Below are 14,500 nucleotides of genomic sequence, written 5' to 3'. Positions count from 1 at the left end.
ACAATGACCCCATTCGTGCATGATCAGGAAGTCCGCACCCGGTGCTCCCCCCGCTCCAGCCACCCCATGACCACCTGATGCGCCCGCCACCCATCCGGAAACTTGGGCGGTACGTCCAGGTACACAGGACTGCTCCGCGGATGCCGGTCCAGCAGGTCGCGGATGCCGGCGCGGGCCACCACGATGCAGGCGAAGCGGTGCCGGGAGAGCAGGACGCACAGGCGGCCCGTCTCCAGGTGGAAGGCGGAGGCGTCCTGGCGGCCGGACAGCGGGTGCCAGACCAGGGTGACGTCGAACTCGCGGCCCTGGAGGCGGTTGGCGGTGTCCACGGTGATGCCGGTCAGGCCGCGGGCGGCGAGGCGGGAGCGGACCGCCTCCGCCTGCACGGTGCGTGCCGTACCGATCGCGATGCGGTCCGCGGTCAGGGGCTCCCCGTTGACCAGCGCACCGCGCTCCAGCAGCCGGACCGCCGTCGACGCGAGGGCATCCGCCACCTCCGGGTCCTGGTCGAGGGTGTGGCGGGCGGGGAGTTCCAGGTGTCCCCAGCCGGAGTCGGCGGCCCGGGCGAGGACGTCGTCCAGTGGGGTGGATCCGTGGGACAGGCTGCCGTACGACAGGACTCGCTCCGGTGCCGTCGTACCGGGGACGAACCGGTAGAAGGGGTAGAAGGCACGCTCGACCAGGGGTGCCGCCGTCTCCGGAAGGCGCCAGGAGACGGGGAGTTGGTGGCGGACGAGGTCGGGGTTGTGGGCGAGGGTGACGTCGACCGCGTTGCGCAGGGGGTCCCAGGTCAGGCCGTGCCAGCGGTCGGACTCCACGGTGGCGAAGGGGTCGAGCTGGCCGGGATCGCCGACGAAAAGGACCTGCGAGTCGTCCTGGGCGAACAGCGGGGCCGTCGCCAGCAGCCCGTCCGAGCGCATCTGGTACGCCTCGTCGACGATGGCCCACCGCCACGGCGCGCACTTGTCCGGCGTGACGAACGACCACTTCTTCGCGGTGGACACCACGACGGGCAGGTCGCGCAGGTCCGCCACCTGGCTGCTCCCGGTGACGTTGGGGTGCCGGGTGACACGGGGCGGAAGGACGTGGCCGCCGGCGTGGAGGCGGCCGAGCGCAAGGCCGGGATGCTCCCGCGCGATGCGGTCCACCAGGTCGTCGACCTGCTCGTTGGTCTGCGCGACGATCATGAGCTGATGGCCCGCGGATGTCAGGTGCCCGGTGGCCCTCACCACCAGCGTGGACTTTCCGGCTCCGGGCGGCGAGTCCACTACGACGCCCCGGCCGGGCGCGGTGTCGAGGCTGGTCAGGATCCCCGCGACCGCCCGGTCCGCGCGTTCGCCGGGGGTGAGGACTTCGGGCTCCCCGGTGTCGGGAAGGAGGGCGGTCACTCCCAGGTCTCCTCTGCGTCCTCGTCGGTGGGCTCGTAAGGCTGCGGCGGACCGCCATGGGTCCAGGGGGTGTTCTCCTCGTCGGGCAGGGCGGACGGCATGGCCGTGGGGTTGAGCGTGGTGTACGTCAGCTCCTCGCCGGCCTCCGCGAGGGTGCCGGCTGGTGCCGGCGGTGTGCGCTTCCTCGCGAAGCCGCCCTTGAGCTGGAGCACCACGGTGTGGCCGCCGTCGTCCCCCTGCCTGACTTCGAGGATGCGGGCCTCCTGGCCGGGCCGGACCGGGGACTTCACCTCCGTGCCGACCGCGAGGGCGACGCGGGTGTCGGTGCGGAGGACGATCGTCGGACGCCAGACCTGGGAGCCGGGACGGTCGCCGGGGACGAAGCGGTCCTCGTCCCTGGCCGTCACCGTGCCCGTGAACGCCTCGCCGGTCAGCTCGTACTCCGCCATCACCAGCGGGTCGTCGTACGCGCGCTGCGCCTCATAGCGGGTGACCGCGTCCTCCAGCCGGGCCAGGCGGCGGGCGGCTCGGACGGCCTGGTCGCGGCGAGCCTGCGGGCGGCCGTCGGCGTCCAGGTACTCGGCGTACTCGGAGAACCAGCGCCGGTCGAGGGCCCAGCGGCCGGGAACGTGGGCGGCCTCCGGCAGCTCGCGGAGCAACTCCACGCCGCGCCACATCAGCCGCCAGGTGGGCAGCATCTGGCCGCTCAGCTCACGGTCGATCTGGCGGCCGACCGCCTCGCGTCCGCGGTCGTCGGACGCCTCGTCGTAGCGCGTCATCAACTCGTGCAGGGTCCGGTCGAAGACCGGGTCGGTGGACGGACCGGCCGGCGGCCACACGGCGGGGTCCTCCGCCTCCCGTGCCGCCCGCGCGCCGTCACTGCCCTCCGGTGGATCGATCCAGGCGAGCAGGGACGCGAGGTGGGAGTCCTCGGAAGAACTCTGGCCCGTGGCCCAGTTGGCGGCGAGCAGCCGGGTCATCGCGAGCATCACACCGGAGTCCGGGAACTCGGCCAGGTCCGCGAACCAGGTCAACCACTTGCCGAGGGCTGGCACGGACGGGTCGACCGCGTACGGCCCCTCGGTGGCGCGCAGTCTGGTCAGTCGGCCGAGCAGGCGCACGTACGCGATGCCCTCGCCGTTCGGGACGAGGAGCTGCGGAGCCCGCTGGAAGCCCAGGCGTTCCTCCTTCTCCTTGCCACGGCCGACGGTGTAGGCCTCCGTTTCCGTCCGGCACCCGTCGATGTACGCGAGGAGGAGTGCGGCCAGGCGCTCGGCGAACCGGAAGCGTTCGGCGCGGTTGCGCGGCTGGCGGACGGTGAGAAGGGTCGGGTGCTCGGGGTCCGTACCCGCGAGCGCGGCCAGCGGTGCGCACGCCTCGCCGGCGAGGGTGAGCGGCACCAGGACAAACGGCTTCTGGTCCAGGTGCTGGTGACGGACGGTCGTCAGCGGTTCGGCACGGCCGGTGCGGGACGCCGTGAGCGCCGCAACGGTGGACAGGACGCTCATGCGGCCCCCCGGCGGAGTCGGCGCAGCCGGGCCGCGGCGCGCAGCAGGTCGGCGGCTTCCGCCTCGGCCTCTCCTGGGGCGGCGACGCCGTCCAGGTAGTCGAGCGCGGTGCGGGTGGAGTCGATGCCCGGCAGGTCGTTGCGCACGCCGCTGCCCAGGCGGGCCGGCGAGGCGCATCCGTCGGCCTCGTCGCGGCAGTAGCGCGCCATTTCACAGAAGGACAGGCAGGAAGGCGTGTACGACGCGTCCAACGCCTCTATAGAGGAGGAGAGTTCGTCCATGCTTCGGGTCGTGTCCAGGGTCGCCGTCTCGGGGAGCCGGGCCGCGAGGTCCTCGGCGCGCCGCAGCCTGGAGAGCTGGAACTGGAGGGCGTCGAGTTCCTGCCGGAGGTCGATCAGGCGGCCGTAGGGGCGGTTGGAGAAGTCCTTGGGGCAGGCGAGCAGGAACTCGTGGGAGATCTGCTCGGTGGGCAGGCCGGCCGTCTCGAAGGCGCGGTGCAGAGCGAGGACGTACACCGCGGCCTGCTTGGCCGCCTCGGCGACGGCGGTCGGATTGGCCTGGCCGTCGATCGCCGCGAACGAGCGGATCAGGACGACGTGGAACTTGCCCCCGATGCGGTGGGTGAGCGCGTCTGGCTCCAAGTACGCCGTCTGGCCGGCGACTTCGAGGGTGAGTACGGGACGGTCAAGGATGAGCCGTACGTCCTGGCCGGAGGCCACGTGCGCGATGAGGCGGCGGGTCTCCCGCTCGCGCAGGTGCACGGCGATGTTGCCCCCCACCTCGTTGAGGTCGGCGACATGGGCCTCCGCCACGGGGACGGAGAGCTGCTCGCGCAGCAGCCGGATGAGCTCGGCGTAGCTGCCCCACTTCACGAGGCCGTGGAACGCCTGTTCGCGCGCGAGGGCGAACGGTGACTGGCCGAAGCGCGGCTCGTATCCGACCTGCTGGGCGAGCAGCGCCTTGTCCACCCCGGCGGCGTCGAGGACGGCGCGGCGGGCGCAGGCGGGATTGGCGGTCAGGGCGGTGATCTTGCGAGCGGTGTAGGGCTGAGGGGGCTGCGGTCCACGCAGCCGTGCGAGTCGGTCGTCGGGGGGTTCGGACTGCTGCGAGGGCATCGTCTCTACTTCGGGAACGTCTTCGGGCACGTCTTAGGAAGATCACCGGCGTGCGAGGCGTCTGAGGTCATCGCCGTCGGGAAGGGGTCGTCAGGACAGGGTCCCACTCGCGTCGCGCAGGGCGTCACGCATCGGTGCCGCACCGAACAGCTGCTGTACGTCGGCGAGTTGGGTACGGGCGCGCTGCGCGGCCGCTTGCCGTTGCTGGTCGTCCTCCTGCTGGTGGACGGCCGCTTCGGCGTGGGCGGCCGTGATCACGCGGGCGGGGTCGGGTTCCGGGGCCGCGGCGTCGTAGGCGCCCGGGATCGTGAGGGCGAAACGGCGCAGCAGTCGCCAAGCCGCGTCCGGTGCCGGATGCCCCGCGGTGGTGAGTCGCTGGATCTGCTCGGCGGTTCCCACCGCGTGGGTGAGGAAGTCGGCGCGCGGGCTGAGCGGGCCGATGATCCGCCGCTCCACGGGCCAGGTGGACAGGGCCAGGAGTCCGCGTGCGGGGACCAGGCGGTCGTGGGTCAGTGCCGCGCAGATGTAGTACGGGCGGGCATAGCCCTGTGCCGTGAAGGAGCGCTCCTCGTCGCGGCGGAGGGATGCGAGTTTGGTGGCGACCAGCGACTCGGTGAAGAACGCCTCGTACGTGGACGAGATGAGCTTCGGGGCCGCAGGGGCGCCCAGCAGGGTGAGTGCCTGGTGGACCTGTTCGCGGATCGGGATGGAGCCGTGCGTCGGGCGCTCCGTGCGGCGTGGTGCGCCTGTGGTTGCCGACGTCTGCGGGGCCGGGGGCTCGGCCGGGAGTGCCTCGCCGTCCGGTTCCGCCTCGGTCTCGAGGGCGTGCTCCCAGGCGGCCTCGGCTTCGCGCAGCGCGCGACGGATGCGCGCGGTTTCGGCCTTGTCCCGTGCGCGCACGGCGCCGCGCAGCTCGGTGCGCAGGTGGGACAGGCGCTGCTCGAGTTCCTCCAGTGATGCCGCCATGCGGGGCAGCTTAGCGCAGCAACCAACCTATGCCAAGAACTTCCAATGAGTTCCAAGATTACCTGCTACGGTCGAATGCGGCGGTGCACCCGGCCGGACCGAAGGGTGCCGTTTGTTCCGAGACAAGGGGGAGGCAATGAGCCACGACACGACGGCGTGGCACAAGCCGCACTGGCTGACCGGGAACGACGGCCTCGTGCGCGTGGGGCCCGGTACGGGTGGGAGCGAGGAGCACACCTGCCCCTCGCACGCCGCCGCCAAGGCCCGGCCCGGTCTGTGGCCGACCCGGCCTCTCCGGCTTCCGAAGCCGGGGCTCGAGACGTTTACCCTCGGGCCGGTGATGGACGCCGTCGACCGGGTCGAGTTCCACGGTGAGACACCCGACCAGGCCCTGGCGGGGCTGCGCTCCCGCACCCCCGCGCTCCACCCCGGTCACCTGACGTATGCCGAGCACGCCCTCCGTACGTACATAGAAGCGTGCACCGGCGACGGTGAGCAGCGGCTGCAGCCGGTCCGCCCGTACTGGGTGGCCCAGCGGGAGAACGGCAAGTTCTGGGAGCTGTACGCCTGGTGGCGCAGGTACGAGTCGGCCGACGGACGACTGCGCGAGTACCGGCGGCTGCGGCACGGCGGGGCCAAGGACTCCGAGCCCGGCGAGATCGCCATCGCCGTGTACGTGGCCGTTCACGGGCGCCCGGCGGCCTGGCCGCGGAAGTGGGCGCGCGCGTTCCAGCCGTACGGGCTCACTGCCCCGCCCGAGCGGGTGCGTGTCGTCGAAGTCGGGCTCGCCGACGGACAACCGCGCGTGCAGTTCGACGGGATGGCCGAGGACGCCGAGGCCTACTACGCCGAGCATGGGCACGCGCACGTGGCCCGTGTCGTGGCGGGCGGCAGGCCGGTACCCGGCTCATCCTGCGTCGACTGCAAGCAGTTCACGGGCTGCGAGGCCGTGTCGCGCAGGCCGGGCGTCCTCGGCCTTCCCTCGAGGGTGGCACCGCTGAGGAAGGTGTCGGTCAGCGATCTGCGCTATCACGCGGCCTGCCCCGCACAGGGGTTCCTCCGCGCCCTGCACCTGCCCAAGTCCGACGAGTACGGCAGCGCGGCCAGGCTCGGCCAGGCGGTGCACGGCTGGATAGAAAAGCTGCACCGGCGCCCGGGGTGGCCGCCGTGCGCGGCCGGCGACATGCCCCCGGAGGGCGAGAATTGGACAGAAGGCCGCTGGCGGGTCTCCGACGAGGACGCCGCGGCCGGTCGGGACATGCTGCTCCACCACGTCGACGCCTGTCCCTTCCAGGACGCCGCCCTCATCCAGCGGGTCGAGCCCGAAGCCCTCCGGGTCGTCCACGACACCGCGGCGCAGGCCGTCGTCATCGCCAAACCCGACCTGCTCTACCAGGAGGACGGCTCCTGGGTGTGGCGGGAGCTCAAGACGACACGGAAGCGGCGTCGCCACCACGAGGACCTTCTCGACACCTACCCCCAACTCGCCCTGGCGGTCGCGCTTCTGGCGCAGGGCGCGCTGGGCGGCGATCCGGACGGCTCGCGCGTCGAGGTGGAGATCCTCCGGCCGGATGGTTCCGATCCGCACGTGATCGACCCGACGGACCCCGGCCGGCAGCGGAAGGCGCTGTCGGTGCTGCGACGGTACGCCGGTCCGTGGCGGGATGACGAGACATGGGACGCCCGCCCCGGCCCGCATTGCCGGTTCTGCCCGGTGTCCCGGTGGTGTCCGAGCGCCGCTGCCGCGCCCGACGGCGCCGTCGCGGGAGAGGGGGAGGCGTGACCACGACCGACACGAGGGACGCACGGTCCGAGGACGCCGTCGGCACGGACGAGGGGCTGCTCCGACAGATCGCCAGCGCCCTGGCGTGCCTGTCCCGGCAGAGGACGGTACCCAACCCGGTCTACCCGGCGAAGGTGCAGAACGCGTACAACCGCCTCGTCCTGCACTGCCTGCGCCGGGGCGAGGAACCGCCGGGCAGTGTGCCGCAGATGGTCCGCTGGGCTTGTGAACGGCCGCTGATCGAGTGGCCGTTGGAGCTGCCGCCCGAGAACTTTCCGGGCACGGCCCTGCTCGTCGATCCGGAGACCCGGCTGCCGCACCAGCTCTGCCTGGAGTGGGAGGTGAGCGCGGCCGACCCGGCCGCCGAGCTCTTCGAGAACGAACGCATCCGGGAAGCACTCGCCGTGTGCCGCGCGGCCAAAGCCCCGCAGGCCTACACCGCGTTCCGGGCCCTGCTCACCTCCAGGCCCGCGCTGACCGGCGCCGAGCTGGCGCTGCTCGGTGGCGATCCCGACTGCGGGATGCTGCTGCACGATGTGATCAAGCGCTGCTACGAGCCCGTGCCCGCCTCCTACCTGCGGCGCGGCACATACCGGCGGTGCGCTCGCTGCCGCTGCCTGATGGTGCCGCTGCTGCACGGCGGTCACCGATGCGAACTGGACCGGTGCCGCAGCGACGGCACCTCGGACAAAGGCACGCCGCTTCGTGCCGACAAAGGCGGAGTCTTCCAGCTCAGCCGCCCCCTGCGGATGTTCATCACCAGCCCCGGGCTCGCGGAGACCGATCTGCAAGCCGCCCTGGAGAAGAAGTTCGGAATCACCGCTGAGATGTGGCCCAACTACGACGCGTACGACCTGCGCGTCCCCCTGCCGGGGCGACAGCACTGGGCGGTGGACGTCAAGGACCGGGTGAACCCCGTTCTCCTGGCGCGCTCCCTCACGCCGTTCAGGAACGAGCCGCCGTACGACCGGGCGTTCCTCGTCGTGCCCCGCTACCGCTTCCGCGACAACGAGGCGTATGGGCGGCAGTTCCGCCGCAACCTGCCGGAGGACCTGGCCGATCGGGTCACCCTGCTGGACGACCGGGCCTTCCTGCGGCTGGTCGCCGATGAGATCTCCACCCCACGTGACAAGGCGGGGGACCCGCGCACCGAAGGAGGACGCCGTGCGTGACCGCAGAGGATGGCACCGGCGCTGCTCCCCGCAGCAGCTCACCGAGGTGTGGCCAGTGAACCTCGGCAGCTTCCGCCCTGGCGACCTTCTCGACGTCGAGCTGGGCCTGTACCTCCTGCAGGACGTGACTGCCACCCGCACGGCCGCCGATGTCTGGCCGCTGCTGGGCGGTTACCCGTACAGCGAGGTGTTCGGAGACGTCCGCACCGACGAACAGCGGCTGCGCGTTCTGCGCGCCCGCCACTACCTGTGGGACATGCGGCGCCGGCACGCCTGGTCGGAGGCGCTGACCGACTACCTGAAGGTCCCCCAGCACCTGCGCGGATACGACATCGACGGACCCGGCTCCGTACCGAGCCGTCGCGAGCCGTCGCGCGCCGCACGCCGTTTCGAGATCTTCGAAGAACTGCTCAGCACCGCTCCGCGGTTCGCGACGCGGTCCATTCCGTTCGCCGAGGAGGGAGAGCACACCTTCCGGGTGCACCGTACCCATTCCGTGGTGTTCGACGAGGAACTGCTGACGGACACCCTGCCGCGCGCCCACGCGCTTGACGCACCACCGGCCGGGCGTGGAGAGCCCGTCGACGTCACCTGGGAAGAGCTCGAGAAGGCCGCCGACGAGATGGACGCCGTCGAGGCGACGGCGCCGGAGGGGCCGCGCAACGGCTGGGCCGGGCGGCTCCGGCGGGTGAAACTGCTCGTGCGCGACGCGGAACTCGGCCGCTTCACCGAACAGGGACGGCTGAGGATCGACAGGCTGCTGCACCTCGTAGGGATGGTGGGAGCAGGCAAGTCCACCCTCAGGGACATCCTGACCTACCACCTCGTGACCCGGACACCCCGCCGGGTCACCATCGTCGTCGGCGACGTGGCCGAGACACTCGCCGTGGTGGAGCAGTTCGACCGGCTCGGTGTGCGGGCGGCGCCGATCCTCGGGCACTCCACCAGGGAGCGCAACATCAACCGGCTGCATCGCCGCACCGCCACGACTGGCGCTGCCACCATGCTCGGGCACGACCACGCGGGCTTCGCCTACCTCAGCAGCGCCTGCCCCGTCGACGTGCTGCGCGGCCTGGAAGCCCGCCGCCCGCTCGGCGTCCGCGATGCACCGTGCATCACCCTGTACACCGTCCCCGAGCAGCAGGCCACGGACGGCGATCCCCTCCTCGACGAGGAGTACAGCACGCAGCGTGACGCGCAAGGCCCGAAGCCGCAGCGGAGACTGTGCCCGTTGTGGAACCGCTGTCCGCGCCACCGCGGGGCTCGTGATCTGGTCGACGCACAGGTGTGGGTCGCCACCCCGGCCGGTCTCGTGCACAGTTCCGTCCCGCTGCACCAGCACCAGGAACAGCTCCGGTACCTCGAACTCGCGTGCCGACTCAGCGACCTGATCATCGTCGACGAGGCAGACCGGGTCCAGATGCAGCTCGACACGGCCTTCGCGCCAGCCAGCACTCTAGTGGGCAAGGCGCCGAACTCCTGGTTCGACGAAGTCGCCGTCCACAAGTTCCAGCAGATGGCCCGGGACGGCCGGCTCCAGCTGTCCGCCCGTGACGTCGACGACTGGACCAACGCCGTCAACACGGTCAGCGCCGCCACTGACCGCCTCTTCGCCCTGCTCGTCAAGGACGACAAACTCCGGCGGTGGATCAGCGTCGACTACTTCAGTGCCTTCACTCTCCACAACCTGCTGCTGGACAGCTGGTTCCCGGGGCGGAAGGAGGGCGAACGCCCGCCTGCGGCGGCCCGGACGCTGGACGGTGCTCTCGGCCGGTTCCGCGACGACCCGCTGCACGAGCAGCAAAGCACGGGAGACGACGATGAAGTGACACCCTTGGTGAACACCTTCGTCCACCTCGCCCTCGAACTCCTGCACGCGCCCCAGGGAGCACGGACGCGTGAGAGGCTGCGCGACACCCTCACCGACATCGTCGGAGACGACAGCACGGTGCTCGCGGACGCCGACCTCCAGGCCCGGCGCTTCGAGTTCACCCTGCTCCTTTCCGCCCTGCACAGCCGTCTCGACTTCATGACCACGCTGTGGCCGCGCGTCGAGGCCGCGCTCAATCTCGAGAGCGCCTCGAACGTGCTCTCCCGCAGGCCTCCCAAGGACTACGAGGCGGTCATCCCCGAGTCGCCCATGGGCAACGTGCTCGGCTTCCAGTTCCGCCACGACGACCGTAAGCGCGATGGTGACCGCAGTGGTGAACTCCGCTTCTTCCACTGCAACGGTGTGGGCCGCGAACTGCTCATGCGGCTGGGCGACCTGTGCGCCGTGGACGGCCGTCCGGGCCCGCACGTCCTGCTCATGTCCGCGACGAGCTGGGCGGGCACGTCGAGCAGGTATCACGTGCACGCCGAAGTCGGGGCTGTACTGCGTCCTCACGATGAGGAAGTCGAAGCCGTACTGGGCAGCGAGTTCCGCAAGGAGTTCCTGTACTGGCCCGGGAACGAGCGGCCCAAGCCGCTGCGCCTGTCCGGCTGCGACCCCGAGGAACGGCCGCAGGCCCTTCTGCACATGCTGCACCAGCTCGCGGTGCCCGACCGGAGTCTGCCCGACGCCGAGAGCATGCTGGACGCCGAGCTGAAGGAGATCGACGATCCAGACCGCCGCCGCATCTTGTTGCTCGTCGGCAGCTACGACGAGGCACGCCGGGCCGCCGAGTACCTCAACCAGATCCCCGAGTGGAACGGCCGCGTCACCCGACTCGTGTCCGACGACGCGGACTCCGACACCGCCTGGACCCGGCTGCCGGAGGACGCCGCCGCACGGACGCTGCCCCGCGGTGACGTGAAGACATTCCTCTCAGTCGGCGGCGACATTCTCGTCGCGCCGCTGCTCGCCGTGGAGCGGGGACATAACATCGTCCTGCGCGATGGCAAGGCGGCCATCGGTACGGTCTACTTCCTGGCACGCCCACACCCGCGGCCCGACGACATCGCGCTCGCCATCCAGTCCATCAACGACTGGGCCGTACGCCAACTCCGGGATGTCGACGGGTCCTTCCGACAGAACGCGCTCGCCGCCGCCACACCCGACCAGGCGGCCGTGTCATTCCGCAGCCGCGCACGCCGTCAGTGGAACCGCTTCCTCACCCGACGGTTGGCCTGGTCCAGCCTGCGGGACGAGGAGAAGGCGGCGTTCACCTGGGACCAGCTCGTCGTCATGTGGCAGGTCATCGGTCGCCTGGTGCGCGGCGGCGTGCCGGCCCGGGTGGTCTTTGTCGACGCGGCCTTCTCCCCCCGAGAAGCCGGATTCCAGGACGCGGACACCCCCGACACCAGCCTGCTGGCGAGTATGCGTGAGGTGCTCGCCCCCTACTTCGAGGACGGGAACTCGGCGGAGCGGAACCCCGCCCCGATCGACAAGTCCCTCGTCCGTGAGCTGTACGAACCGCTCTACCGCGCCCTGGTGGACATGGGCTGACGGTATCCGTCACCACACCGCACTCCCGACGTGTTCGCGTCGCGTCCGACGACTTCACGCCTTGCTCCGAGGAGAACCGACACCATGGCCTACCAGTACAACCGTCTGGCGGCGTACCTGCCCGACCAGGCACGGGGACCCTTCGTCATTCCGATGCACACGCTCTCCCTGCCCGCCCACTGGGAGGAACCACTCTTGCGCCTCTACCACGGCGGAATGACAGAGGGGCAGGCCGAGCGACGGCGCCGCGTACCCACAGCGGCTGTCAACCAGCTGATGCGCGCCACCGCGCCGGACATCATCACGGTCGACTCCACGGCACGGTTCGGTTCGGAGAACCCCTGGCTGTACTGCCAGGACGCGTACCCGATGGCGGTGACGAACCTCTACATCGCCACCTGGCTCAGGAGCCTCCCTCGCGATGCCGGCGATCCCGAGACCGCGGCCCTGCTGACGAGCTGCTTTCGTGACCTCGACACCGCGGCTCTCAGCTGGCAGCCCAGCAGGGTCGATCTCCTCGAGCAGAAGGTGTCGCTCGGAGGAACCGCTCTGCCCGCGCCCCACGTGTACCGGTTGCTTCCCGACGTCCTCGCCGAAAGGATCGCGCGCCAGGGACCGTACGAACACCACGGGCAGCAGCTGTCTTTCCGACAGGTCGCCGGTCGCACGGGGGCCAGGGGGCAGGGAAGCGGGGGCGCCGAGCTGATGTCGAACGTGATCGAGTACGTACCCGGGCGGCGCGGTGGCGGCGACGGCAAGCTGGCCTACTACGCGGCGACCCTCCGCATCACCGCGCGCACCGTTCCCTTCTCACCCGTCCCGCGCGTCCACGTGGCCGCCGGCGTGCGTCGGTTCGTCACCGGCAAGGTCTACATGCCGTACGGCAAGGGCGTGTCCGCGTACCTGCTCCCGGACGACTCCCTCGTCCACGACGGCCCGCAGCCGCAGCGTTTCGCCGTCGCCATGCTGGAGTGGAAGAACGGCACCACGGACTGGCGTCAGGGCGGAGCAGAAGGAATGCTCGCCGGGATCAGCGCACTCGACGCACTGCCGTCCCCGGACCGGCTGGTGAAGGAGGCCGACCACTGGATCCACGGCCGGGACGGCATCCGGATCGCGATCGGGCACCAGGCGGCCATGGGCAGGCACACGATCGGCACCGGACTGATGCCCAGTGAACGCCGACGGATGATCGAGTGGGCGGAGCAGGCGATCGCTCCCGAGTTCGTCTCCGTTCCGAAGCTCGAGCGCAGTGCGTACGCGCGGCCACCCAAGAAGCAGCTCAAGAAGCTGCCGTCCATTCCCAAGAACATGGAAGAGAAGGCTCCCGAAGAGCGCGCGGTCATCCTGGACCAACGTGAGCTGAACACGGCCCACAACGCTCAGGTTCTGCGGGCACGCCTGGCCAAAGCTCTCGAAGGGGAGGACCTCACCGCGGTCGTGCTCCACCAGAGCGACGCCATCCGCGATCAGATGATCGCAGCGGCGGAAACGGGGCTGGGGCTGGCCGGGCACCGGCGTGAGCAGGGTCCCGATACCTGGGTGTGGGAGGCGGAGGAGCTGACCATCCGGCTGCACGCGCGGCCACTGGGCTCTCTCGGTGCACCGCTGGGAGGCGACGGCGTGCCGCGCCGGGGGCAGGAACACGAGAAGGCCATCGAGGAGCGCCGTATCGGTGTCGCGCAGGCCATGGCCGCTCTGCGGGAAGCCGTCCCCGGGGTGCGGCTGGCCTTCGTGGAGCTCGACGGGCAGGATGCCTTCCGCCACGCCAAGCGACGGACCGACCCCAAGCACGCGATCCGCCTCGGCTGCGCGGACGCGGGCCTGGTGACCCAATTCATCCGTCCACCGGACCCGGATGCGGAGACAGAGGAGGCTCTCGCCGATGCAGGTCTGCGTGCCGCCGCGGCCTGGTCGGACGGCCTGCGCCAGACCGGCATGCGGCTGGTGCCTCAGCACACGCTCGGTGACGCGCTCATCCCCGCGAATCTGAACCAGGTGGCCTTCCACCTAGTGGAACGCCGCCTTGACGGGCCCACGGGCAAGCAGCAGTTCACGCCGATCGCGGTGCTCATCCGACCGGGCGCGAAATGCGTGCTGGGCAAGTCGGCCGACATGCACGCATGGGTGCCGTACCCCGAACTCCTCAAGTCATTGACGGGAAGGGTCGAAGGCAGGAAGAACAGCGCGGAGCAGTCGGCCCTCATGGCGGCCTTCATCAAGAAGACCCTCGCACAACTGCGCAGCACCCCGACACTCGTCCTGGCCCACGCCCAGGACGTCCGCAAGCGCTGGCCATGGCTGAGGAACGACGGTCTGGAACGGGACAGGCTCGGCCTCGACGGGGGTCCCCTTCAGCGGATCGGTCTGTACGGCAAGCAGCTTCGTATCGTTCGGATCGCCGATGGCAGCCGGGACGAAACGGCACAGTGCTGGGCCGAGGCGGAGGAACTCTCTCCCAAGTGGGGGGGCCAGCAACGTGCGGGCATCGCGATGGGGCTGTGGCGGCCCGGAGTGCGGGGTGACTCGGACCGCGTCTTCTACAGCACGACCGGCAAGTCCGGCTCGCAGCCAAATCTCACCAACGACGACGCCAAACTCACTCCGCACACCAACGCCTCGGGCAACAACGCCTACCGGCCGACGGCGAACGCCTGGAATCCGGACCTCCTCGAACTGACCGTCGCGTGCCTTCAGCCCGGTGACGATGCGGAAGCATGGGCCGCATTCGTCCACCAGCAGCGTTTCAGCGAGGACTACCGTGCTGGTCGCGAGGGGTTGGCTCTGCCCTTGATCCTCCACCTCGCGCGACTCGCGGACGATTACGCTCTGCCTCACGAGATCGAGGAGGCTTTGGACCCGACGGAGCCCCAGGCTGCGGCCACGCCGGACGACGCTCTGTCGGGCCAGCTGGCTTTCGACTTCGACCTCGATGACGGGGATGACGACGAATGAAGCTTCCCGCTGGGAAGCCGAGGGACTCACCCCTCGGCTTCCCAGCGGGTAAGGCCTCTACTACGTCAGGGGCGTAGGTGTAGCCATCAATAAATGCATACGCATGCTCTTGGGGGCTGATCTTGCGGCCCGCGGGAACCTCAACATCAATCAGTCCTGTTGTGCCTGGTCAAGGGATCTCGTGAA

8 protein-coding genes are annotated in these 14,500 nt (G+C 70.4%); 4 read left to right on the top strand and 4 right to left on the bottom strand.

Annotation, left to right across the window (positions count from 1 at the left end; all coding sequences use genetic code 11):
• Positions 1-23: 23 nt before the first annotated feature.
• The 4 genes from ACIQ9G_RS15650 to ACIQ9G_RS15635 all read right to left on the bottom strand — a co-directional run bounded on the left by ACIQ9G_RS15650 (position 24) and on the right by ACIQ9G_RS15635 (position 4,977).
• Positions 24-1,388, bottom strand: coding sequence for an AAA family ATPase (locus ACIQ9G_RS15650; protein WP_403609103.1), 1,365 nt, complete (start codon positions 1,386-1,388; stop codon positions 24-26).
• A complete protein-coding gene (locus ACIQ9G_RS15645; protein WP_403609102.1) occupies positions 1,385-2,896 on the bottom strand; it encodes a hypothetical protein in 1,512 nt (503 codons plus the stop codon). Before ACIQ9G_RS15645 ends, ACIQ9G_RS15650 begins: the two co-directional genes overlap by 4 nt.
• On the bottom strand, positions 2,893-4,011 hold the full coding sequence (locus tag ACIQ9G_RS15640) for a hypothetical protein (RefSeq protein WP_403609100.1): 1,119 nt from the start codon (positions 4,009-4,011) through the stop codon (positions 2,893-2,895). The genes ACIQ9G_RS15645 and ACIQ9G_RS15640 overlap by 4 nt, the downstream gene beginning before the upstream one ends.
• Positions 4,012-4,101: 90 nt before the next feature.
• Positions 4,102-4,977: a hypothetical protein gene (locus ACIQ9G_RS15635; RefSeq protein ID WP_403609099.1), complete on the bottom strand. Its 876-nt coding sequence runs from the start codon at positions 4,975-4,977 to the stop codon at positions 4,102-4,104.
• Between the two features lie 136 nt (positions 4,978-5,113).
• Here ACIQ9G_RS15635 and ACIQ9G_RS15630 point away from each other — a divergent pair, with 136 nt between their 5' ends.
• From ACIQ9G_RS15630 to ACIQ9G_RS15615, 4 genes are all read left to right on the top strand, one after another.
• On the top strand, positions 5,114-6,760 hold the full coding sequence (locus ACIQ9G_RS15630; RefSeq protein ID WP_403609098.1) for a PD-(D/E)XK nuclease family protein: 1,647 nt from the start codon (positions 5,114-5,116) through the stop codon (positions 6,758-6,760).
• The gene (locus ACIQ9G_RS15625; protein WP_403609096.1) at positions 6,757-7,932 is read left to right on the top strand and encodes a hypothetical protein; all 1,176 of its coding nucleotides are present in this window, start codon (positions 6,757-6,759) and stop codon (positions 7,930-7,932) included. The genes ACIQ9G_RS15630 and ACIQ9G_RS15625 overlap by 4 nt, the downstream gene beginning before the upstream one ends.
• Positions 7,925-11,359 (top strand): signal recognition particle, encoded by a 3,435-nt coding sequence (locus ACIQ9G_RS15620; protein WP_403609094.1) that lies wholly within the window; start codon positions 7,925-7,927, stop codon positions 11,357-11,359. The genes ACIQ9G_RS15625 and ACIQ9G_RS15620 overlap by 8 nt, the downstream gene beginning before the upstream one ends.
• An 84-nt stretch (positions 11,360-11,443) precedes the next feature.
• A complete protein-coding gene (locus ACIQ9G_RS15615) occupies positions 11,444-14,314 on the top strand; it encodes a pPIWI_RE module domain-containing protein (RefSeq protein ID WP_403609092.1) in 2,871 nt (956 codons plus the stop codon).
• Positions 14,315-14,500: the final 186 nt, after the last annotated feature.

Origin of the sequence: Streptomyces sp. NPDC096152, from assembly GCF_044763235.1 — a bacterium.
Taxonomy (GTDB): Bacteria; Actinomycetota; Actinomycetes; order Streptomycetales; family Streptomycetaceae; genus Streptomyces.
The sequence above is the reverse complement of the archived record's forward strand: the minus strand, read 5'-3'. Positions and strand labels throughout refer to the sequence as shown.